18 protein-coding genes are annotated in these 22,516 nt (G+C 40.9%); 8 read left to right on the top strand and 10 right to left on the bottom strand.

What is annotated here, in order from left to right:
- Positions 1–76 precede the first annotated feature (76 nt).
- A complete protein-coding gene (locus ACFFIP_RS11715; RefSeq protein WP_382387837.1) occupies positions 77–1,066 on the top strand; it encodes a cation diffusion facilitator family transporter in 990 nt (329 codons plus the stop codon).
- 530 nt (positions 1,067–1,596) lie between these two features.
- Positions 1,597–3,045, top strand: a complete 1,449-nt coding sequence (locus ACFFIP_RS11710) for an amidohydrolase (RefSeq protein ID WP_382387836.1) — start codon at positions 1,597–1,599, stop codon at positions 3,043–3,045.
- A 125-nt stretch (positions 3,046–3,170) separates the two neighbouring features.
- Here the strand turns inward: ACFFIP_RS11710 and ACFFIP_RS11705 are convergent, their stop codons facing one another.
- The 3 genes from ACFFIP_RS11705 to ACFFIP_RS11695 all read right to left on the bottom strand — a co-directional run bounded on the left by ACFFIP_RS11705 (position 3,171) and on the right by ACFFIP_RS11695 (position 8,045).
- Entirely contained in the window at positions 3,171–5,201 is a 2,031-nt protein-coding gene (locus tag ACFFIP_RS11705) for a M3 family metallopeptidase (RefSeq protein WP_382387835.1), read from the bottom strand.
- A gap of 282 nt (positions 5,202–5,483) precedes the next feature.
- On the bottom strand, positions 5,484–7,358 hold the full coding sequence (locus ACFFIP_RS11700) for a CocE/NonD family hydrolase (RefSeq protein ID WP_382387834.1): 1,875 nt from the start codon (positions 7,356–7,358) through the stop codon (positions 5,484–5,486).
- A 72-nt stretch (positions 7,359–7,430) separates the two neighbouring features.
- Positions 7,431–8,045, bottom strand: a complete 615-nt coding sequence (locus ACFFIP_RS11695; protein ID WP_382387833.1) for a sulfate ABC transporter permease — start codon at positions 8,043–8,045, stop codon at positions 7,431–7,433.
- A gap of 220 nt (positions 8,046–8,265) precedes the next feature.
- Here ACFFIP_RS11695 and ACFFIP_RS11690 point away from each other — a divergent pair, with 220 nt between their 5' ends.
- From ACFFIP_RS11690 to ACFFIP_RS11665, 6 genes are all read left to right on the top strand, one after another.
- Entirely contained in the window at positions 8,266–9,393 is a 1,128-nt protein-coding gene (locus ACFFIP_RS11690; protein ID WP_382387877.1) for a tol-pal system protein YbgF, read from the top strand.
- Positions 9,394–9,603: 210 nt separating this feature from the next.
- The gene (locus ACFFIP_RS11685) at positions 9,604–10,086 is read left to right on the top strand and encodes an Lrp/AsnC family transcriptional regulator (protein ID WP_382387832.1); all 483 of its coding nucleotides are present in this window, start codon (positions 9,604–9,606) and stop codon (positions 10,084–10,086) included.
- 59 nt (positions 10,087–10,145) lie between these two features.
- Positions 10,146–10,688 carry an NUDIX domain-containing protein gene (locus tag ACFFIP_RS11680; RefSeq protein ID WP_382387831.1) on the top strand — a complete coding sequence of 181 codons (543 nt, stop codon included), beginning with the start codon at positions 10,146–10,148 and terminating at the stop codon, positions 10,686–10,688.
- A 15-nt stretch (positions 10,689–10,703) separates the two neighbouring features.
- Positions 10,704–12,068 carry an MATE family efflux transporter gene (locus ACFFIP_RS11675; protein ID WP_382387830.1) on the top strand — a complete coding sequence of 455 codons (1,365 nt, stop codon included), beginning with the start codon at positions 10,704–10,706 and terminating at the stop codon, positions 12,066–12,068.
- A 48-nt stretch (positions 12,069–12,116) separates the two neighbouring features.
- Complete coding sequence (locus ACFFIP_RS11670; protein WP_382387829.1) at positions 12,117–12,671, top strand: acyl-CoA thioesterase; 555 nt, start codon at positions 12,117–12,119, stop codon at positions 12,669–12,671.
- 10 nt (positions 12,672–12,681) lie between these two features.
- Positions 12,682–14,037, top strand: coding sequence for a M24 family metallopeptidase (locus ACFFIP_RS11665; RefSeq protein WP_382387828.1), 1,356 nt, complete (start codon positions 12,682–12,684; stop codon positions 14,035–14,037).
- 117 nt (positions 14,038–14,154) lie between these two features.
- Here ACFFIP_RS11665 and ACFFIP_RS11660 read toward each other — a convergent pair whose 3' ends face one another.
- From ACFFIP_RS11660 to ACFFIP_RS11630, 7 genes are all read right to left on the bottom strand, one after another.
- Positions 14,155–15,345 (bottom strand): MFS transporter, encoded by a 1,191-nt coding sequence (locus ACFFIP_RS11660; RefSeq protein ID WP_382387827.1) that lies wholly within the window; start codon positions 15,343–15,345, stop codon positions 14,155–14,157.
- A gap of 65 nt (positions 15,346–15,410) precedes the next feature.
- Positions 15,411–16,512, bottom strand: a protein-coding gene (gene prfB, locus ACFFIP_RS11655) for a peptide chain release factor 2 (protein ID WP_382387826.1) whose coding sequence is annotated in 2 segments (ribosomal slippage) — positions 15,411–16,451 and positions 16,453–16,512 — 1,101 coding nt in all. Because the reading frame shifts where the segments join, the coding sequence is not laid out codon by codon here.
- Between the two features lie 67 nt (positions 16,513–16,579).
- Positions 16,580–17,089 (bottom strand): hypothetical protein, encoded by a 510-nt coding sequence (locus ACFFIP_RS11650; protein WP_382387825.1) that lies wholly within the window; start codon positions 17,087–17,089, stop codon positions 16,580–16,582.
- Between the two features lie 80 nt (positions 17,090–17,169).
- Positions 17,170–18,237: a branched-chain amino acid aminotransferase gene (locus tag ACFFIP_RS11645; RefSeq protein WP_382387824.1), complete on the bottom strand. Its 1,068-nt coding sequence runs from the start codon at positions 18,235–18,237 to the stop codon at positions 17,170–17,172.
- 95 nt (positions 18,238–18,332) lie between these two features.
- Entirely contained in the window at positions 18,333–18,881 is a 549-nt protein-coding gene (locus ACFFIP_RS11640) for a cob(I)yrinic acid a,c-diamide adenosyltransferase (protein WP_382387823.1), read from the bottom strand.
- 80 nt (positions 18,882–18,961) lie between these two features.
- A complete protein-coding gene (locus ACFFIP_RS11635; RefSeq protein WP_382387822.1) occupies positions 18,962–19,684 on the bottom strand; it encodes an ABC transporter ATP-binding protein in 723 nt (240 codons plus the stop codon).
- 77 nt (positions 19,685–19,761) lie between these two features.
- Complete coding sequence (locus tag ACFFIP_RS11630; RefSeq protein ID WP_382387821.1) at positions 19,762–22,515, bottom strand: tetratricopeptide repeat protein; 2,754 nt, start codon at positions 22,513–22,515, stop codon at positions 19,762–19,764.
- Position 22,516 lies beyond the last annotated feature (1 nt).

The following is a 22,516-nucleotide window of genomic DNA, read 5'->3' as shown; positions in this document are numbered from 1 at the left end:
AAAGTGTTTTTAAATTCATGCTTTGCTTCAGATATCTTTAAAAATAGCTTTATTTTGAGACTTTAAAAATTCACTGGTGGAAAGTAATAAATCTGTTTGGGTAAAAATCTCTTTTGTGGTCAGCTTTTTATTGCTGATTGTCAAGTTCTATTCATTTTACATTACCAAATCAACAGCCATTCTAACCGACGCACTCGAGAGTATTGTGAATGTGGTCGCTGCCAGTTTTGCAACATACAGCATTTACCTCAGTTCAAGGCCCAAGGATGATAATCACCCTTATGGCCATGGGAAAATTGAGTTTTTCAGTGCTGGAGTTGAAGGTACTTTGATCATGTTGGCAGGCCTGTTTATCATTTATCAGGCTGTCTATAATTTCTTTTTCCCCAATGAGCTGGAGCATTTGTTGGAGGGTATTGTCTTGGTGGCTTTTTCAGGTCTGGTGAATGGCGTATTGGGGGTGGTGTTAAAGAAAAAAGGTAAGGAACTGAATAGTTTGACGTTAGAAGCAAATGGGAAACATTTGTTGGCGGATACCATGAGCAGTTTTCTGTTGATTCTGGGTGTCATTGTGATTTTGCTGACAGGTCTTGATTTTCTAGATTCGGTGATTGCCATCTTATTTTCTTTTTACATTATTTATTCAGGATATGGCCTGGTCAGGCGATCAGTGGGGGGATTGATGGATGAGGCAGATCCAGTTGCGGTTGATGCTACGGTTAAAGCCATCAACGATAATAGAAAACAAAACTGGATAGATATCCATAACCTGAGGGTACAGCAATATGGTGGAGACAGGCATATTGACCTGCATCTCACCTTGCCCTATTACCTTGATCTGGGTCAGGTTCACGACGAAGTAGAGGAGTTGGAAAGTGTGCTGGAGGCCGATTGGCCGGGAGTCATGGAGGTGTTTGTGCATGCAGATCCTTGTATCCCGGATATGTGCTGCCATTATTGTCAGATTACCGAATGCCCTGTACGCAAGCATCAGATGGATACCAAAATAGAGTGGACAGCATCAAATATGTCCAAAAATCAAAAGCATTATCATGAACTAATTTAGTGATTTTCAGAGCGGAAAAAATAATTGCAAATAAAATTTTATAAAACTGTTGAAACGCAACAATTTACTTTGTATATTCAACAAAAAAACAGCTATGAACGAGGAAAAACAATTCAGAATACTTTTGGCGGTTTCGTCAATCGTTTGGTTGGTCCTTGTTGGGTTACTCATTGTGGTCTAACAGGATCCAAGAGTGCTAAGCTTGTTTATACAACAGCTAATGCTTTTCAAATGGATTAAGGAGTTTAAAAAGGGATACGGAGCAACCGTGTCCTTTTTTCATTTTTAGCCTATTTCGCTTGGTAGCATCGGTAATAATATCATTTTTAGCCCGTATTGATGTTTTTTTCAAATAAGCGAAACATTATTCTTTTGATCATGACGTTCTTTTTTTGTAATCGGAAAGCTTTTGTTATCCTTTTTATGCTCAACGATTCAACTTGTTTCTTATTATGTTTTGAATTAAAAAACCTTCTCTTAATTTTAGAGGAGAAGAAATTCATGAAATTATCCACTAAAAAATCCGCAATATGAAAAAAACATTACTTGGCATCTTAGGGGTCTTGATTTACCTGCCTATCCTTGCACAGGAAACTTCCCATGATTCATTTATCATCAAGAATCTTGATGCCAATACGGAAAGATATTCCAAAGCTGCCAGAGAAATTTGGGAAAATCCTGAATTGGGATATTTGGAATTCACGAGTTCTAAAGTCCTAATCGATGAATTGAAAGCTGCTGGCTTCAGTGTAGAAACAGGCTTGTCCGGAATGCCCACTTCATTTCTGGCAACTTATGATAAAGGAGGTCCGGTAATCGGGTTTTTGGCAGAATATGATGCCCTGCCTGGTCTTTCTCAGGATGCAGTACCTTACAGGTCTATATTGGTAGATGGGGGGAATGGTCATGGATGTGGCCATAATCTATTTGGAACAGCTGTAGTGGCCTCAGGTGTAGCCTTAAAAGAATGGATCGATGCGAATAATATTAAGGCTACCATCAAAATATTTGGAACGCCGGCTGAAGAAGGTGGTGCCGGTAAGGTTTATATGGTAAGAGATGGTCTTTTTGACGGCGTAGACGCCGTAATCAATTGGCACCCAAGTGATCGTAATGCAGCCAATGCCTCAACTTGTACTGCGGTGATGCAGGGGTATTTCAAATTTTACGGTCAGACCTCTCATGCTGCAGGAGCTCCAGATCGTGGTAGGTCTGCCCTAGATGCCGTGGAAGCCATGAATATGATGGTCAATATGATGCGGGAACACGTAGATCAGGGGAGCAGAATTCATTATGTGATTACTAATGGTGGTTTGGCAGCAAATGTAGTTCCTGATTATGCTGTGGTAGAATATATGGTTCGTCACCCTGATGTCACGGAAGTTAAAAACATCTGGCAAAGGGTGATTAAAGCTGCTGAAGGTGCAGCTATGGGTACTGAAACAAGAGTTGAGGTGGAGGTTGTGGCAGGAATCTATGGTCTTCTTCCCAATGAGACTTTAGCAAAGACAATGCATAAAAATCTTAGCACTGTAGGTGGTGTTGAATATGATGAGGCGGAAATTGAATTTGCCCGTGAAATTCAGACAACCTTCAATACACCAAGGGTGCCGCCGCTTTCCGTGGCCAAAGAAATTCAACCTTATCAATTGACGCATTTTCCAGCTTCGACAGACGTGGGTGATGTGAGTTATGTTGTCCCTACAGTAGGGCTAGGTACAGCTACTTGGGTACCTGGAACAGCAGCCCATACCTGGCAGGCTGTAGCAGCTGACGGGATGAGCATTGGTTATAAAGGGATGATGGTTGCTGCCAAAACGATGGCCTTGACCGGAAAGGATTTGATTTTGAATCCTTTATTGATCAAGGAAGCGAGAAAAGAATTCGATGAGCGTCTGGGAGGTTTGAAATACGAGCCTTTGATTGGTGATATGGCTCCGCCTTTGCATTTCAGAAAAGATCAAAATAAGGTTAAATAAGGTCGTTTTTTAAATCGACAGACATTTTTGTATAGTCCCACAAAGGAATCCTGGAAAGCCCAATTTACTTTCTGCATAAAGGTTCCTATGTGGGACTTTTGATCTACCAATACAATGAATGCTGTTTAATTTGCCAACCCAGCTCTTTTCAGTAAAGCTTCTGGCTTGGGATCTCTTCCTCGGAATCTTTTGAAAAGTACCGATGGATGTTCACTTCCTCCGGCAGAAAGGATATTCGTTTTAAAGGATTCTGCTGTTATAGGATCGAAAATCCCTTTCTCCAAGAACAACTCGAAAGCATCGGCATCTAATACTTCTGCCCATTTGTAGCTGTAATAGCCTGCGGCATAACCTCCCTGGAAAATATGGGAGAATGAAGTACTCATCAAAGTGCCTTCCACCTCCGGCAGCAATTGCGTGGCCTTCATGGTTTCTTTTTCAAAAACCTTGATGTCGGATATTGATGCAGGGTCTGTTCCATGGTATGCCATGTCCAGAAGTCCAAAACTGATCTGTCTCAAAGTTTGGTAACCCTGATGGAAGTTTGCGGCATTTTTGATTTTTTGTATCAGGTCTGCAGGGATAGTTTGGCCTGTTTCGTAATGCCTTGCAAACAGATCCAGACACTCTTTTTCATAACACCAGTTTTCGAAAATCTGGGAAGGCAATTCTACAAAATCCCAATAAACGCTCGTTCCTGAAAGGGACTCATAATTCCCTTTTGCAAGCATACCATGCAAGGCATGCCCGAATTCGTGGAACAAAGTCGTAACTTCATTGAAAGTCAATAAGGAAGGTTTTGTCTTGGTTGGTTTGGTGAAATTACAAACGATGGAAACATGTGGTCTTTGGTCTTTGCCGTTTATGGTTTTTTGGCCTCTGAAGCTTGTCATCCAGGCACCATTTCTTTTACCTGCTCTTGGAAAAAAGTCGGCATAGAAAACCGCTACATGATGACCATCCAAGTCTTGTACTTCATAGGTTGTGACCTCCGGGTGGTATTTAGGGATCTCATTGTTTTCGATGAATTTAATGCCATATAACTTTTCAGCTGTGGTAAATACCCCCTCTATCACATTTTCCAATTTGAAATAAGGACGTAGAAGCTCATCATCTACTTCGTATTTCTGCTTTTTCAGTTTTTCGGCATAATAGGCAAAATCCCACTTCTCCAATCTTTCCAAACCGTCCAGTTTATTGGCATATGAAGTCAGTTCAGCCAGTTCCTCTTGAGCTTTTGGTTTGGCTTTTTCCAGTAGGTTTTCCAAAAAGTCCTTTACGTTTTGGGCGCTTTTGGCCATTCGCTCCTCCAGCACAAAATCAGCATACCTTGGATAGCCCAAAAGGTTTACCCTTTCGTTTTTCAGACGTAGCATGTCCTTGATGAATTGCTGATTGTCCAGTTCATCACCCTTACAGGATTTGGTGTTGTAGGCGATAAAAAGTTCTTTTCTCAATTCCCTGTTGTCCGCATAGGTCATGAAAGGAATATAACTAGGGAATGCTAAAGTGAAGATCCATTTGCCTGATTTACCTTTTTCTTCCGCCGTTTGTGCAGCTGCTTCTTTAATGGCATCAGGTAATCCAGATAGGTTGGCTTCATTTTCTACCACCAATTCATATTTATTGGTTTCAGCCAATACATTTTCCCCAAACTTAAGTCCAAGTTGCGATAACTCCCTGTCTATTTCCCGAAGTCTGTTTTTTTGCGCATCATCCAAATTGGCGCCATTTCTGACAAAGGCTTTATAGGTTTTGTCAAGTAAAGTTTTTTGTTCCTCAGTAAGAATGAGTTGTTCTCTTTGTTCGTAAACTTGCTGAATCCTGCCGAATAGCTCCTCATCCAATAGGATGTCATTGCTATGCGCTGTTAGTAGAGGTGAGATTTCTCTTGCCAAAGATTGTATAGTATCATTAGTTTCGGCACTATTGAGGTTAAAAAAGATAGCTGAAATAATATTCAATTTTTCTCCTGCTCTATCCAAGGCTACGATGGTGTTTTCGAAATCAGGTAAAGAAGCGGATTTGATATTCTCAATTTCTGATTTTGCCAATTGTATGGCCTCCTTGACAGCAGGGAGATAGTGTTCGTTTTTAATGAGATGAAAAGGTGGTGTTTCAAAAGGGGTATTGAATTTTTCCAATAATGGATTCATAAAATCTCTCGTTTATTTATTCCTGTTAACAGCAACAAAGGTAAAGAAGTTTGGCGGAAAGTGGGGAAAATTGATGGGAGATACGGGATACGACAGGCGAGAAGCGAGAAGCGAGAGACTAGATTCTATTCAAGAGGCATGAAACAAGAAACAAGAATCAAGATGTACCAAAAACTAGATGCCAGATACTATATGCTTTGAGAGAAATTGTTTGAGGGGGTAAGAGAAGAAAACGGGGAAAGGTTATTTCCCCGTTTTCTTCTTAAACTTTTTGCATCTGTTTTATTTTAAAATCTGAACATGAATGGCTGTAGGTGCATCAGCATCATGATAGACGGAATGTGTCGCTTTGATAAAATCCCCATCACCTGCTTTGAAAATATTCTCAACATATTTCTGAGGGTTTCTATCGATCAAAGGAAACCAAGTGCTCTGGATTTGAATCTGGATTTTATGGCCTTTTTTGAAGGTATGCATGACATCCTGCAGCTGTAGTGGCACCTCTGTTTTTTGATTCGGAACGAATGGTTTTGGTTCAGAAAAACTTTCTCTGTATCTGCCTCTGATGACCTCAGATCTGACCATCATGTGGTAATGGCTCATTTGGGTACCTTGCTGTATATAGTCATGATTTGGGGTGTCACCAGGGAACACATCCACCAATTTCACAATCCAATCTGCATCTGTTTCAGAAGTGGCAACCATTAATTTGGCCATGATTTCACCTGCCAAAGTCACATCTTCTTCCAGGACATCTGTTTCGAATACCAAAACATCGGGTCTTCTCGCAGCGAATCGCTGATCATCGGCCATGTACTTTCGCGGAGTGAAGTTAAATTTGATATCAGGGCTATGCGGTACTGGTTTGGCAGGATCGGATACGAAAGTTGAAACCGCATTTCCTATTGGTGCTTGCTGACTTAATTTCCCGTTTGCATGAGGATAGAAGATGGTATTTTCAGCTGCTTTTGGAGGCCAGCTGTCGAATTTTCTCCATTCATTTTTGCCTGTGTCGAACACATACGCTTCCGGCAAGCCTGTTTTGCCATCGGCAGCGCCTTTAAGGAAATGGTGGAAAAATTCAGCTTCCACATTGTTTTGGTACCAAGTGGAGATGGAGTCTCCAAAATAAATATTGGACACCGTCTGATACCCTCTCTCCCTGGACCAATCACCATGGGACCAAGGTCCCATCACCAAAGTGTTGTAAGTGTTAGGGTTATTTTTTTCAATGGTTTTGTAGATCGTCAAAGGTCCATACAGATCTTCGGCGTCAAACCATCCGCCCACAGTCATCACAGCGGGTTTCACATCATTTAGATGCGGGATAATGCTTCTTTTTTGCCAGAATTCATTGTAATCTGGATTTTCTTTCAATTGGGTCCAGAAGAAATTGTCCTCACCGTAATATTTGTCAGCATTTTTCAATGAACCCATGTCCATGAAAAACTGATAGGCGTCCCTTGTTCCGGGATTCACCATTTTGTACCAAGGCTTATCTGTTGGGCCGTCATGTTGGTAGCCAAAAACAGGTGTTGCACCCCAGTAACTGAGCATGTATGCACCATTATGGTGGAAGTCATCAAAGTAGAAATCCCCAATAGGGGCTTGTGGGGATACTGCTTTAAGGGCAGGGTTTGCAAATGGCAAAGATGCAGCAGAGTAGAAACCAGGATAAGATATGCCCCACTGACCGAATTTACCATTGTGGTTGGTGATGTTTTTCAATAACCATTCAATGGTGTCAAAAGTATCGGTACTCTCGTCAATTTCTTTGCTGCCTTTTTTGCGGGTTGGTACTGTAGGTCTCATGTTGTCATACAAACCTTCTGACATCCAACGTCCACGTACATCCTGATACACGAAAATGTAGCCATCCTTCATCATTTTAGGGGAAGGACCCAATGCCGTTTTCATTTTTCCTTCTCCATATGGACCGGAACTGTAAGGTGTTCTCTGCATGACAAAGGGATATTTCTGACTTTTGTCTTTTGGAGTATAGACTACTGTGTGAAGTTTGACGCCATCCCGCATCGGGATTTGATACTCTGTTTTTTCATAGTTGACGTCAACATAAGAGGGCTCATTCTGTGCCCAAGTCTGAAAGGACAACAGGACCACGACAAGCCATAAAAGGATTCGTTTGTTAGTTCTCATAGAAATGCTATTTCAATGAGATAAATATAAGATTTAACAAACAGATGCCCCGATGATTTTTTGGGAATGGGCTTATTTATATACCAAAATGTAAAAAATCAGCCATAACAGGAAAAACAAGACATAGCTGAACAGGATGACTAGAATAGACTCTTTGATACTTCGTTTGCTGATGGTATGAAAGCCTAAAATCAATAGGATGATGTAGATCAGTTCAAAAAGGTTGAGGGCCCTCAAAGGGTAATGGTATTTTGAGGCAACTGAATGTGCATCAATCATGGAAAACAAAGAAAATGGATAAAAATCACGTATCTCTTGAAAGGTGACCCCATCAGCAGGTTGAATGAAATAAATCATTTTAAGCAACTCTGGAACGATAAATACAATCTCTGCAAAGAGGGCAAACTGCCAGAGTTTCACAAAAGAGGTTTTATAACCAAAGGCAAAGGATCCTGTCCAAATAATGAAAGCAGTCAATGTAAACTTCCATAAAAGCGCAAACGGAGTCCAGAGATAATTGAGCGTATTGAAAATGTGAAAAATGGTCAGAGAGCCATCTTTTTCGAGTTTTTCGTAACCAGGTATGGATTCCAGGATCAGGTCATTGGTGATATACCTGATCAGAATGAAAAAAATAACCAAAAGGAAAAAAAATAACCTCTTATCGAAATCTAAAACTGATTCCATGCGTTGAGAGATTAGGGTCTGCGGTTTGCTCATGATTTTAAAATAATTATGCCAAATCTAAACGATTGTTTGGAATACCCCTTAATTTTGTAGAAAATTTAGAATAAGAATGCGAGCTAGTCTTAAAATAGCAGTAATAATTTGTGTGTTAGGCTTAGTAGCTTTTCCGGCGTCTCTTTTAGAAGGTCTTCAGGCAAGGCAGTTGCAGGAGTCTTCTGGAATGCAGGCTTTGGATAAGATTGGCGAAGGAGAATCTCCATATTTGCTTTTGGATAAAGGTTTGCAGTTCAGGATTACCGAGACGGTAAATGCGCTGTACAATTTTGAGTTTGAAAAGGCGGAAAGAGGTTTCAAAGTCATGGAATATCAATATCCTGAACATCCGCTGCCATATTTTTTACAGGGGCTCAGTACTTGGTGGAAAATTGCTCCAGATGTAGAAAATAAACGTTTTGATGATCTTTTTCTCAAGCAGATGGATGTGGTCATTGACAAAGCAAAGAAAATATTGGATAATGAACCTGATAATAAAGAAGCTGCGTTTTTCCTCGCTGGTGCTTATGGGTTTCAAGGAAGATTGTTAAGTGAGAGGAAAAGCTGGACCAGAGCGACCTTTGCGGGTAAAAACGCTTTGAAATATCTCAATTTGAGCAGGGGTGAAGAGGAGTTAAATCCCGAACTCTTGTTGGGTGATGCGCTTTTCAATTATTTCTCGGTTTGGATTCCTGAAAATTATCCGATTCTTAAGCCGGTGGTGGCCCTTTTTCCTAAAGGCAACAAAGAATTAGGATTGAAGCAGTTGGAAGATGTGGCCCAAAATGCTTTTTATGCAAGAGTTGAGGCACAGTATTTCCTCTTTAGGTTATATGCTTCCGATGAAAAGCAGCCATATAAAGCCTTGGCCATCACGGATTATCTGCATTCCAAGTTTCCTAACAACCCGTATTTCCACCGATCATATGCTCGGCATTTGTATACAGTGGGCAGAATAGTGGAGTCCAAAGTACATTCTGAAGAAATTCTTAGAAGAATTGAAGAAAAATGGACCGGTTATGAAGCCAATAGTGGTAGGTATGCTGCATTCTATCTTGCCCAATATTATGATAGGGTGAATGATAAGCCATTGGCAAAAAAATATTATTTGCAAACCCTCTCTTATGGGGAAGAGTCCGAAAGCCAGGAAAGTGGTTATTATTTGTACTCCCTGATCGCATTGGGTAAAATGGCCAATGAGGAAAAAAATAAAAGCAAAGCCAAAGAGTATTTCAATCAGGTGAAAAAATACGCTAAAAGAAAGCACCCGGCACACAAAGAGGCAAGAGAATATATCAAAAAGAATAAACTTTAATTCATGTTTTCTCGTTATTTGTTTTAAAATTCAAGAGATAATTTGAATTAATTCAGTAATATGGAGTGAAATCCATGTAAAAATTTCGAAATCACTACAATCATGTAACAATATTTCGAAATTACTCACGTTTTTTGTGAATAATTGCTTTAAAACAATATCAAAATATATTACCTTTGCACGACATAAAATTTTGAAAATTCTTCAATTATGGATAACAGCATAAAAGTGAAATTCGACAAAATAGACCGCAAGATCCTTGAGATCCTTCAGGCTAACGCCAAAATAACTAACGCACAACTTTCAAAAGACATTGGACTTTCACCTGCTCCAACTTTGGAAAGAGTTAAAAAACTTGAGCAGTCAGGTATAATTAAAAGTTATCATGCCAAATTGGATCCTGAAAAAATCGGTTTGGGTGTCAGTACATTTGTGTTGGTGAGCTTAATAGGTCACAACAAAACCAATATTGATGCTTTCATGAAAGAGATCAATGGTATTCATGAGGTGATTGAATGTCATCACATTACCGGTACAGGTGACTTTATTTTGAAGATCATTGCTAAGGACATCACGGCTTACCAAAAGCTGATGCTTGAAAAAGTAAGTGAAATCAAAGAGGTGGATTCCATGCAATCTATGGTTATTCTTTCTACCTTTAAGGACAGCAAAGTATTGCCTATCCCTGCTTAAAACTTAATAAGAATACAAAGTGAAAAGGGTGGCTTCCAGTCACCCTTTTTTTATGTTATATGATGGAAAATCCTTGGAAAACAAAATCGAAGAGGGTCATTTACGAAAACCCTTGGATCAAGTTAGAAGAACATGATGTCGTTATTCCTTCTGGGAAAGATGGTATTTATGGAAAGGTTTCCTTTAAAAACAAGGCGCTTGGAATTATTCCAATAGATGAACAAGGCAATACCTGGCTTGTTGGGCAGTACCGTTATCCCTTGGATGAATATTCATGGGAAATCCCCATGGGGGGCGGGCCGATTGCCAAAGATATTCTTGATTCAGCTCAAAGAGAACTCAAGGAAGAAACAGGCCTTCTTGCTGAAAAGTGGACCATGATAATGAGGATCCATACCTCTAATTCTGTCACAGATGAGGAGGGATTTGTGTTTCTGGCTGAAAATCTCAGTCAGGGAGAAACAGCATTTGAAGAAACCGAGCAACTTCAAATTCTCAAGTTGCCTTTAAAAGATGCAGTTCAAAAAGTGATGGATGGAGAAATCACAGATGGGATTTCTATAGCGGGCTTATTGAAAGTTGCAAGACTCTTGAATATTTAAATCAGCTTATTGATCATGATTTCCAATTTTAAAGATAATTTTTCCAAAACTTTTTCTTTGGCTTTCCCTGTGATGCTGAGTCAGTTGGGGCAAGTGTTGGTAGGTGTGGCGGACAGCATGATGGTGGGACGACTGGGAGCGGAACCTCTTGCTGCTGCTTCGCTGGCCAACAGTATCTTTTACGTCGTACTGATGTTTGGTATTGGGGTTTCCATGTCCATTACACCTTTGGTAGCAATGGCTGATGGTAAGAATAACCCAAAGCGGATTTCCAGACTTTTCAATCATGGTTTTATCATCAATATGGCATCAGGAATCATGCTGTTCCTATTGATCGTGATGTCTTCTCCTTTATTGCATCACCTGAACCAGCCAGGTGAAGTGGTGGTCTTGGCAATTCCTTACCTGGCTATCATTACCCTTTCTTTATTGCCTTTTATGTTTTTTCAGACTTTCAAACAGTTTGCAGAAGGGCTTTCCCAAACAAAACAGGCCATGTATATCACTTTGATCTGTAATGGGGCAAATGTGTTTCTAAACTGGGTTTTGATCTATGGAAATCTTGGATTTCCAGCTATGGGATTGAATGGGGCAGGATGGGCTACTTTGATTTCAAGGGTGTTGATGGGTCTTTTTATGGCATATTATATACTCAAATCAAAAAGATACAAGCCATTCAATATCAGTTTTAAGTTGAAAAGGCTCAGCTTCCCAATGATCAGTAAGATGTTGCGAATTGGTGTCCCAACCGGTTTTCAGTTTATCTTCGAAGTAGGAGCCTTCAGTTCTGCGGCGATCATGATGGGATGGATAGGCGTAACCGCCTTGGCGGCACATCAGATTGCGATTAATTTGGCATCAATAAGTTATATGATGGCTTCCGGCTTGTCCACGGCTGCAATGATCCGAGTTGGGAATCAGTTAGGCCGGAAAGATATCCGGACATTGAGAGAAGCAGGATTCACTACTTTCGTGATGGTGGCCATATTTATGAGCATGACGGCCTTGATATTTATATTGTTCAGGGAGTTTTTGCCTTCCCTATATATTGATGATATGGACGTGATCAAAATGAGTGCAACACTGCTGGTCATTGCGGGATTGTTCCAATTGTCTGATGGAATTCAAGTTGTGGGCCTTGGAGCATTGAGAGGAATGTCCGATGTTCGGGTACCGACGATCGTAACCTTAGTAGCTTATTGGGTAATAGGTTTGCCTTTGGGCTATGTTTTCGGTTTCGTAATGGATATGAAGGAAGTAGGAATTTGGTATGGCTTGCTGATTGGGTTGACTGTGACCGGGATTCTGTTGCTCTACCGTTTCCATTCACTTAGTGCGAAGTTGTTGCAAAAGCAAAATTTACCCCTCTCATCGGTGTAGATTCACTTTTTATTTAAACTTTTCTTTCCTATTTTCCCAAAAGAAAATATGGAACGAGATGCAGCGCGAACGGTTAGCTTTTCCAAGACCGTTATTACAGAATTAATGATTCCTTCCTATGCCAATTTCGGAGGAAAAATCCATGGGGGAATTCTTTTATCACTGATGGATAAAGTGGCTTTTACCACAGCCAGCAAGCACAGTGGTGCTTATTGTGTCACGGTTTCGGTTGATACCGTTGATTTTTTGCAGCCTGTGGAAGTTGGTGAGCTCGTGTCCATGAAGGCATCGGTTAATTATGTTGGAAACAGCTCCATGGTCATCGGCATCAAAGTCATTTCTGAGAATGTGAAAACAGGGGTCGTCAAACATACCAATACCTGCTACTTTACCATGGTGGCCAAAGGGGAAGATGACAAGCCTACACGTGTGCCTGCTCTGATTTTGGAAAGCAAGACTGATGTGAGAAGGTTTGTGGAGGCTATATTTAGGAAAAAGCTCAAAAAGGACCATGATGCCAGCATGAAGGAGATGAAAGAGAATTGGGACAAAGGAGAGATGGCGAAATTGCTGGAAAAAGAAAGATGCATAATACAATCTTAAAATAGAAAATATGAAAAAAACCGTATTGCTTTTGGTGTCCGTGATTTTATTGGCCCAGACAGCTTTTGCCCAAAAATTCCATGTGCTCAGTCAAAGGGAGCAGGCAGCAGTCATCGATCAATGGCTTGAAGAAAGAATCGAGACACTTTTGCCCGATTTGATGGACAGGGCAGGGATTGATATGTGGGTAATCATCTCACGTGAATACAATGAAGATCCGGTCATCCGTACATTTCTGCCTGCTACTTGGCATGCGGCCAGAAGAAGGACTATGCTGTTGATGTATAAGGCACCGGGATCTAAAGAAGTAGAAACCTTGGCTGTGGCGAGATATGATGTGGGTAAATCTTTCAAAAAGGCCTGGGATCCAGATACACAGCCTGACCAATGGAAGGCCTTGACGGATTTGATCGTTAAGAGAAATCCCCAAAAAATAGGGTTGAATATCGCCAAGGATTATGGACATGCCGATGGTTTGAATGTGACTGAATACAATACCTTGAAAGAATACCTCCCTAAGGAGATGCATGAAAAAATCACCTCTGCACAAAATCTTGCTGTAGGATGGTTGGAGAGCAGAACCCCATCTGAGATGGCTACCTATAGACATATTCAGGCAATCGCGAATGATATCATTCAGGATGGTCTCTCAGAAAAAGTGATCACCCCAGGAGTTACCACTACAGAAGATGTTCAGTGGTGGTATAGAGAGCGAATCAAAGAACTGAAATTGGACACTTGGTTCCATCCAAGTGTAGATATACAGAGGCCTGATCCAGGATCGAAAGAACATGAAAGATCTTTTGCCGTAAAGGCAGAATCTCAGGTGATTATGCCAGGCGATATGTTGCACATTGATTTTGGGATCACCTATTTAAGATTGAATACAGATACCCAACAGTTGGCTTATGTCCTCAAACCAGGGGAGAATGATGCCCCACAATATTTAAAAGACGCTTTCAAAGTGGGGAACAGGCTTCAGGATATCCTCACTTCTAATTTTGTGACAGGTAGAACAGGGAATGAAATTTTGAGAGAGAGCCGAAAAGTTATGGAAAAAGAAGGGATCAGAGGAAGTATTTATTCCCATCCTCTTGGTTTCCATGGACATGCCTCCGGACCTACTATTGGTATGTGGGATAATCAGGGAGACACCCCAGGTGCAGGAGATTATCCTCTCTATCCCAACACCGTGTATGCCATAGAGCTGAATGCTGTGGTATTTGTAAAAGAATGGAACAAAGATGTGAGGATTATGTTGGAAGAAGGAGCCTTTTATGACGGGCAAAAAGTGACTTACCTGAATGGTAGACAGCAGGATTTCATGATTATTCCAAGGAATCAAGGCTATCTTAAAAACTGGTAATCTGTAACGCTATAAATTGCTTAGATCTTTATGATCAATCAGCTGTTAATCTGCATACAATTTCCCATGTCTAAAAAGGCATGGGATTTTTTTTAAGGTGTTGCGCCAGTGGTTGCATTAATGGTTTTTGTCTTCTGGCACCAAGAATTTCTGTTCCCTTGGAAGGGTAAACAAATAGAAAAATGCCAAGAGTGAAGTAATTCCTCCAATGGCGAATACCAATGGGAAGTTTTCTGATTTATTGGCAAATACATACCCTGATACAAGTGCACCGATGCCTATACCTGCTTCAAGGGCAATATACATGGTGGCCAGCGCCCTTCCCCTGAACGCATCCAAGGATAAATCGATGGTCCAAGCAGAAATGGTAGGGGAGTTCATGCCCACTGAGCAGCCGAAAATAACCCCTCCAAGCAGGAGCATGGTTTTGGTTTGGGCAAAGGCTATCATCATCATCGCTATGGTCATAGAAATGGTGGCTACTTTCATGACGGGGATTCTTCCGTATTTGTCAGATGTTTTACCCGCTATTATTCTGATGCCCAGGGAGGACAAGGTAAATACTGCGAAGAACAGGCCTTTATTTTGGATGCCCAGAAATTCAGAATAATCCGGAATAATGGTCAAAACTGTGCCAAATGAAAAAACAGTCAGGAGCAATACAAATGAAGGTTTGAGCACCCTTTTTTCGATGATTTCATGGCGGTGCAGCTTCAGGTGTTTTCTGCTCATTTTCTCTTTTTCATTTACGGTCTCTTTCAGCCTGATGATTACCAGGATAGATAGAATTGCTGTAAATGCAGAAGCATAAAACAAGGGTTCAATTCCCCAAATTTGACCGATAAATCCCCCAAAAGCAGGTCCGGCAGCCATACCCATGGAGCCAAATAATGACTGTAAGCCCATTGCTTCACCTCTTCTATTGAAGGGAACGATGTCTGCGACATAAGCGGAGACACCGGTAGGTGTAAAGCCGGTAGAAAAACCATGAACAAACCTCAATAGTAAAAAGCCGGCAACAGAAGTGATTACAGGGTAAAGCAAGCTGACCACAAAGCAGATGGCCGCCCCAAAAATCATGACAGGTACTCTTCCTATTTTATCCGCAAGCTTACCACTAAAGGGCCTGGATAAGCCAGCAGTCAGAGTGAAAAGAGCGATGATCAATCCTTTATAGTCTTCTCCTCCCAAAGAGGTCAGATATGCCGGTAATTCAGGAATGATCATGTTGAAACTAGCGAAAAACAAAAAAGAGCTCAGGCAGAGCAAGAAAAAATTCAGCGTAAAGAAGGGAGGGAGAAATTTCATTGATGATGCTGCAGGATGCTAAAAAAACCTCCCAGGATCAATACCTGGAAGGTTTATAGGTCTATTTAATTTTGATTGGCTTCCTCTTCGCTCTGCGCTAAAAGGAAGGCTTTGATGAATTCGTTCAGATCACCATCAAGAACACTTTGCACATCTGAGGTTTCATGTCCTGTTCTTGCGTCTTTAATCAGCTTGTATGGATGCAGGACATAGTTTCGTATCTGAGAACCAAAGTCTATTCTCATTTTACCCGATTCGATTTTTGCCCTTTCTGCATTCCTCTTCTCCATCTCCATTTGGTATAGTCTGGATTTTAACATCTGCATGGCCCTTTCTCTGTTGGCCAACTGCGAACGTTCTATCTGGCAGACTACCACAATGCCGGTTGGTTTGTGGGTCAATTGAACCTTAGTTTCTACTTTGTTCACGTTCTGCCCACCTGCACCACCTGATCTTGAGGTGTGGAGTTCTACATCTGCAGGATTGATGTCGATTTCTATCGTATCGTCCACCACAGGATAAACATAGACAGAGGCGAAAGAAGTGTGTCTTCTGCCATTGGAGTCAAAAGGAGAAACCCTCACCAATCGGTGTACACCTGTTTCAGATTTCAGAAAACCATAAGCCAAAGGTCCGTCAAATTGTAAAGTAACGGATTTTATACCCGCGACTTCACCTTCTTGAAGGTCAACTTCGGTCACTTTATAGCCGTTCTTTTCACCCCACATGATGTACATACGCATCAGGATAGAAGCCCAGTCATTACTTTCTGTCCCACCTGCACCCGGGTTGATTTCCAGCATGGCAGAAAGTTGGTCTTCCTCACCACTAAGCATTTTCTTCAGCTCTAGTTCTTCTACAGCTTTCTGGGCTTTTTTATATTCCACTTTGATTTCCTCTTCGGAAACTTCATCCATGGAATAAAAATCATATAGGACTTCTAGATCCTGAAGGATAGTCTCCACTCCTTCGTAGGAACTGGTCCAACTTTTTCTGGCCTGTATCTGCTTCATTGTTTTTTCAGCCTCTTCCGGATTGTTCCAAAATTCAGGCTGTGCAGAAACTGCCTCTAAATCTTCTATCTCAGCTTTCTTTTTATCGTAGTCAAAGATACCTCCTCAAAGCCGAAACGCGGGCTTTCAAGTCTTTCAACTGGTCTGATGTCATAAATTATTTTGTTTTTCGAGGTGCAAAATTCGGAAAAATTATGGTCTAAACCTATTTCTTTTCAATCTCAGTAAAGCAGTACCAACTGTATTTTATTTCTGCCCTTATGTTTGAATTCCTTATACTGTATTTTTGAAATGATAAAACCTGCTGTGAAAAAACCAATTGGCCAACCAATGGAGTTTCCTACTGTAGATAAATCACCTTCTTGGTATAAGCTATTGACAGAGGTGACAAGTAAAAATAATCCTCCAGCGCCCATGCCCAGCGAACCGAGATTTTTCAGGGTGGAGTTTCGGGGATCTTTTTTGCTGATATCTACCGCCACAATGTCTGAAGGTTGAAGTACATTTTCTGTCAATACAATAATATCGGTCTTGATATCCACAATTTTATCCGTTACATAAAATGCCATGTCTTTGGATTTGTAGGTGAAATCTTCCCCGATTTCATATTTTAACCTGGTTTTTTGATTAGCGCCTTTTTGTAGGAGTATAAATTTTTGGGAAAAAACAGGATTTGCTATCAGGCTTAGAAAAAAAGTAAAAATGAAAATCAGGCTTAAATTAAACTTCATAGACTTAAAGGTTATACTTACTCCTAAATAAACGAAAAAACCACCCTAAATGGATGGTTTTTTATGTATATGTTAAAATATTAAAATTTCATGATCCAGCCTCTGGTATCTGCCACTTTTCCATATTTGATATCATCGAGTTTTTTCAAAACCTGATGAGAGAAGGCATAGCTTGGTTTAGCTGGTAGCTCATAATCGGTTCCATTGACATGGATTGTTGCGATATGGGCAATAGTTGCAGCTGTTCCGGTCCCAAATGCCTCCTGTAAAGCGCCTTTTTTCAGGGCATTTTCCAGTTCACTGACCGTCAGGAATCTTTCTTCTACTGTATATCCCATTTCTTTGGCAATTTTTAGGACAGAGTCGCGGGTGATGCCTTTCAAGATGGTTCCTGTATGAGTAGGAGCGGTGATAAGCGTATCATTAATCATGAACATCACATTCATGGTACCACTTTCTTCTATGTTTTGATGTGTCTTGCCATCTGTCCAAAGCAACTGATCGTAACCTAGTTTTTGGGCTTGAAGGGCAGGATAGAGAGAGGCGGCATAATTTCCTGCAGCCTTTGCGAAGCCAGTACCTCCTTCAGCAGCTCGGGTGTATTTCTGTTCTACTTTTACACTCACAGGCTTGGAATAATAGTCTCCAACCGGGCAGGTGAAAATCATGAATTTATAAGTTTCTGACGGTCTGACTCCTAGGTAATCATCTGTAGCAAAAATAAATGGGCGGATGTAAAGGGAATGACCAAGTTTGTTTGGGATCCATGCCCTGTCTAAATCCAGCAAAGTAGTCAAGCCCTCCATGAAAATTTCAGCAGGAATCTCAGGGATACACATCCTTACAGCAGATTCATTCAGGCGCTTTTGATTGGCGTCGGCTCTGAAAAGCAATACCTCACCGGCTTCATTTTTATAGGCTTTCATGCCTTCAAAAATAGACTGACCATAATGCAAGGTTGAATTGGCAGGCATCAGGTGAAGCGGCGCATAAGGTTCAATTCTCAAATCTGTCCATTCACCATTTTTATAGTCTGCGACAAACATGTGATCACTGATGGATTTACCAAAAACCAAATTGTCAAAATCTGTTTCCTGTAATCTTGATTTTGAGGTTTTGGTAATGTTGATCTGTAAAGTGGTTTTCATCTGTTATAGTGTTTTTTCAAAGGTCAGATGGAATCTGGCATAGTTGATAATCAAGACTCTAATGGTTGTCCTGAATCATGCTCGATTTCATCTGATTACATTCTTGGCTTCCAGGTAACTTCTTCAACTCCTAACTCCTGGGCAATCAGTCTTCCCAGCACAAAAAGATAATCTGAAAGCCTGTTTAAATATTTTACAATAATTTCATCTACGTGCTCAATTTCCATCAGGTCAATGACACAACGCTCCGTTCTCCTGCAGACCGTTCTGGCAATATGACAAAAGGAAACCACTTGATGGCCGCCTGGAAGAATAAAATGCCTTAAAGGAGGCAGTTTTGACTCCATTTCATCAATTTCTTTTTCCAGTACTTCTAAATCCTCGTCGTGAAGATCCGGCTTTTTTACATTTTCTTTTCCAGGTTCTGTTGCCAATGTTGCGCCAATGGTAAAAAGTCTGTCCTGAACTTCTTTCAGTAAATCCTCTCTTTTTTGGTTGATTTCTTGATCCCTAAGCAAGCCAATAAAGCTATTGAGTTCATCTACTGTGCCATAGGCATCGATTCTCAGATGTGCTTTGGAAACTCTCCTTCCACCGAGCAAAGAAGTTTGACCTGTATCTCCTGTTTTGGTATAAATCTTCATCTTTTAATTCTTACGGGTGAAATAATCGCAGCCCCCTTATTGGCACAAAAGTACTAAATCTAATTCAAATACTTAGGCCTTTACTCTGTTACCTCAACTGTCCTACCTCTTGTCGGGTTTGGATTGATGGTATCAGATTCCACTAACCCGTCTCTCAATCTGACTACCCTATGAGCATAATGGGCAATATCATCTTCGTGGGTTACCATAATAATGGTGTTCCCTTTCTGATGCAGCTCATGGAATAATTCCATAATGTCATAGGAAGTTTTGGAGTCCAAGTTACCCGTAGGCTCATCCGCTAGAATAATACTTGGATTGTTTACTAATGCCCGGGCGATAGCCACTCTTTGACGTTGACCACCTGAAAGTTCATTTGGCTTATGATGGACCCTGTCTCCCAATCCCACGCTGTCTAAGGCTTCAAAGGCCTTTTCTTCACGGTCTGTTTTGTTATATCCGGCATATATTAAAGGAAGGGCAACATTTTCAAGGCAAGAGGCTCTAGGAAGCAAATTAAAAGTCTGAAAGACAAAACCGATTTCTTTGTTCCTCACTTCTGCGAGTTCGTTTTCAGTCATATCACTCACATCCTTGTCGTTCAGGATATAAGTACCTGCAGTTGGCGTATCCAAACAGCCGATGATATTCATAAGGGTGGATTTTCCTGAACCGGATGGCCCCATGAACGCTACATATTCACCCTTATTGATGGTAATGGATACTGACCTCAGAGCCCTGACCTGTTCAGCTCCCATAATGTAGGTTTTTTGGATATCCTTGGTTTCTATGATTTTTTTCATCGGAGAATAATTTTTGCTGAATTTAAGAGAAAAAGAACTTAAGGAAAAGTTATTAGGTCATTTAACGCTTTTTATGGTTAGAAGTTTTCCATTTGAAGCCGGTCTATCTGGGCAGGACTCAGCCAGCCCTGCATCGTCATCAGGGCATTGCTACCATAACTTTCAAGACCTACTTTTCTGCTTTGTTTCACATAAGCAATCCATAACCTGGGGTCTTGATTGAATTGGATGGCTTCCTGTAATATTTCATATTTGTTAAGCTCATCCGGCTCTTCTTTCACTTTTTTCCAGACCAAAGGTGCCCAATAGGCATTTCTGTCCAATCCCCGACAGGGTTGAAGGACTTCCTGAATCTTAGTAGGTAATTGATCTTGTCCTTGATGGACAAAAGAAAACCAAGCATCCAACTCTTCAGCTGTCCAGGTTTCAGGTATATGAGTTAAAATGGTGGTTTTTACTATTTCAAATTTGGCATTGTCCAGCCAATGCAACTTGTGTTTCATCAGGTAAAGTGCCCACTCCGCTTTCAGAAGCGGTTCTTCAATGTTTTCCAATGCCTCCATAAACTGGTCAGGAAGCATTTGATGGAGTTTGGATACTGAGCTCCAAAAACGGGTTTGGTGGTTTGATACTAATCTGCCGGTTTCATCCCAATCCATCCAGATTGGAAAAGGAACTTCAAATTTTCTGTTGATCCCCACCGCCTCTGCTTGCTTATCTCCGAAGTACAAAACAGCCAAATGGAAGGGCTGAAAATTTTCAAAGCCTCTTTCCACAGCTACCAATAAATCAATGGCTGCTTTTTGAAAGTCCAATTGGCCGACCAATATCTTCGAAGCAAGTGAATGGTAATAGCCTGCTGAATTGGGATAGGCTTGGGCCATGCCGTTCAGATATTTCAAACTTTCATTTATATACCCGCTCTGTATTGTCCTGATGATGCGGGTTTCTTTATAATTCCGCTCTTCATAACTCATTTGTTCCTGAGCAATTAAACTGTCCAATAATGCAAGGTCGGCTGTTAGGTTTCCTTCAATTTTGTTACTCCATTGATTGCGCAGGATGGAAGTCTTGAGATGGTAATTTTCAGGTAAATTATATGTATCAAGTGTAAATGGCGCGTAATTTCCCTGCTTATTGGCTAAGGTAAGGTAATTGATTTTGAAAATCAGATCATCTGGGATGTTGGTTTCTTCTGATAAGACTATGTTATGTTTGACCTGTAGGCCTAATAGATTTGCTTGGGATGCTTCGTTGGAAGTCGGAAGATTTGCTAAACTTTCCAAAGCATCTTGAGGTCGGTTCAGTTTAGAGTAAAGCAGTGCCAGGTTATTCCACAGATAGGGATTGTTTGGGAAAATTTCCAATCCTTTTTCCAGATAAAATAAAGCATCAAAAACCTTGTCCTGTCTATGCAAGGTTGCGCTTAGCAAAAGGATATTCGGTACACTTGGGGCATAATCAAAACTCTCAATCAGATGTTCTACAGCTTGGGAAGGTTCCTTAAGCTGAAATCGGAGATGGGCAGCGGCATTTTTGGCTTTTTGGTTTCGCCTGTATTGCATCCAGCTGTTTTCATAAAGGATAGAAGCCTCCAAAGGTTTGTTGCTCTGATAGTAATAGTCTGCATCGTTATTGATACTGGCTGTGCTGAGCTGAACACCGATAACAGCATCTGCATAGACTGTAAGGATCACCAAGCCCATGACTGCCCCAATTCTCATATGGAAATAAGCAAAGAATTTTGGGGTGAAAATAACTTTTTCAATGTCTTTACCTGAATTGATGACTTGAGAAAAGTTAGCCATCAGGTAAAGAAAGAAGAGCAGGCTCAGTGCAAGTTGTCCATATATAAATAAATGGTTGAAGAGATCAAACAGGGGTTGATTACCTGAAAAACCAGCTTTTCCCCAGGTGAATACGGTAAAGGCAAAGCCGATCCAATAAAAGCTCTTTCCTACCAAAGGGATGTCGAATGCCTGCTCGGTTTGTTCGATTTTCAGTTTGACAACAGTATATCCCAATCCGCCAGCTAACAGCATCAGGATGATGGGAGGGATGGTAGGGAATGGCAGATTGACTTCCCCTGTGAGGGAAAGGAAAGTGAAAACAAGCAGAAGAAAGTAAATAAGAAAGATAACTATTAGGTGCCAGGAAATCTTGATGCCGGTTCCTTTGTTGAGATGAATCAGTATGACCGCAGTTCCTGAGATGATAGCATGGCCAATATGAAGGAGGAACAATGCGGAAAGAATGGTTGCAGGAAAAGTAGCATGTTCAGCCAACCATAACCAAGGCTCGTGGATATCTGAAAAGTTTTTAAGGCTAAAAAGCGTAGTGGAACTGACCAGAAGAATGATTAATAATCTTTTCCATAGATACCAATGTGGTGAAAAAAAGGAAATGAAGATTACGGGAACCAAAGAACCTGTCATCAAGCCGATAAGGGCATAGTTGCTGGCAATACCTCCGATATTTAGCCCATTGATGCCGCTGAAAGTCAAAAGAAAAATTGTAAAGGCCGCTGCAGCGATAAAGTACATTTTTTTCAAGGCACTGATCAGAGCAAGTCCAAGATTAAATAACAACCAAATGATTGCACCATACAAGATACTGACCCAAGGAAAAACTAGCGGAGGTAGGGATTCAAATGATTGGAATACCAGAAAATTATCCATCTCGATGGGGATAATTTCTGAAACAATCTGTGCAAAACTGATGGGTACAGAGGTGGTTTCGGTGAAAAGCCCAGGAATGATGGGCATATGACCATCTTTCCAGAAAAAATAAACCATCAAAAGCAAAATACTTCCTATGACACTGAGCACCATA

It is taken from the genome of Fontibacter flavus (assembly GCF_042432905.1).
GTDB lineage: Bacteria > Bacteroidota > Bacteroidia > Cytophagales > Cyclobacteriaceae > Fontibacter > Fontibacter flavus.
This window is presented reverse-complemented; position numbering and strand designations above follow the sequence as displayed.

What these genes read in the sequence shown, in the direction of transcription:
- ACFFIP_RS11690 (WP_382387877.1), top strand. Translation starts at nt 8,266, where the DNA reads ATGCAGGCTTTGGATAAGATTGGCGAAGGAGAATCTCCATATTTGCTT.
- ACFFIP_RS11640 (WP_382387823.1), bottom strand. Translation starts at nt 18,881, where the DNA reads ATGAAGATTTATACCAAAACAGGAGATACAGGTCAAACTTCTTTGCTC.
- ACFFIP_RS11635 (WP_382387822.1), bottom strand. Translation starts at nt 19,684, where the DNA reads ATGAAAAAAATCATAGAAACCAAGGATATCCAAAAAACCTACATTATG.
- ACFFIP_RS11630 (WP_382387821.1), bottom strand. Translation starts at nt 22,515, where the DNA reads ATGGTGCTCAGTGTCATAGGAAGTATTTTGCTTTTGATGGTTTATTTT.
- ACFFIP_RS11660 (WP_382387827.1), bottom strand. Translation starts at nt 15,345, where the DNA reads ATGAAATTTCTCCCTCCCTTCTTTACGCTGAATTTTTTCTTGCTCTGC.
- ACFFIP_RS11700 (WP_382387834.1), bottom strand. Translation starts at nt 7,358, where the DNA reads ATGAGAACTAACAAACGAATCCTTTTATGGCTTGTCGTGGTCCTGTTG.
- ACFFIP_RS11670 (WP_382387829.1), top strand. Translation starts at nt 12,117, where the DNA reads ATGGAACGAGATGCAGCGCGAACGGTTAGCTTTTCCAAGACCGTTATT.
- ACFFIP_RS11710 (WP_382387836.1), top strand. Translation starts at nt 1,597, where the DNA reads ATGAAAAAAACATTACTTGGCATCTTAGGGGTCTTGATTTACCTGCCT.
- ACFFIP_RS11695 (WP_382387833.1), bottom strand. Translation starts at nt 8,045, where the DNA reads ATGGAATCAGTTTTAGATTTCGATAAGAGGTTATTTTTTTTCCTTTTG.
- ACFFIP_RS11645 (WP_382387824.1), bottom strand. Translation starts at nt 18,237, where the DNA reads ATGAAAACCACTTTACAGATCAACATTACCAAAACCTCAAAATCAAGA.
- ACFFIP_RS11705 (WP_382387835.1), bottom strand. Translation starts at nt 5,201, where the DNA reads ATGAATCCATTATTGGAAAAATTCAATACCCCTTTTGAAACACCACCT.
- ACFFIP_RS11685 (WP_382387832.1), top strand. Translation starts at nt 9,604, where the DNA reads ATGGATAACAGCATAAAAGTGAAATTCGACAAAATAGACCGCAAGATC.
- ACFFIP_RS11675 (WP_382387830.1), top strand. Translation starts at nt 10,704, where the DNA reads ATGATTTCCAATTTTAAAGATAATTTTTCCAAAACTTTTTCTTTGGCT.
- ACFFIP_RS11680 (WP_382387831.1), top strand. Translation starts at nt 10,146, where the DNA reads ATGATGGAAAATCCTTGGAAAACAAAATCGAAGAGGGTCATTTACGAA.
- ACFFIP_RS11650 (WP_382387825.1), bottom strand. Translation starts at nt 17,089, where the DNA reads ATGAAGTTTAATTTAAGCCTGATTTTCATTTTTACTTTTTTTCTAAGC.
- ACFFIP_RS11665 (WP_382387828.1), top strand. Translation starts at nt 12,682, where the DNA reads ATGAAAAAAACCGTATTGCTTTTGGTGTCCGTGATTTTATTGGCCCAG.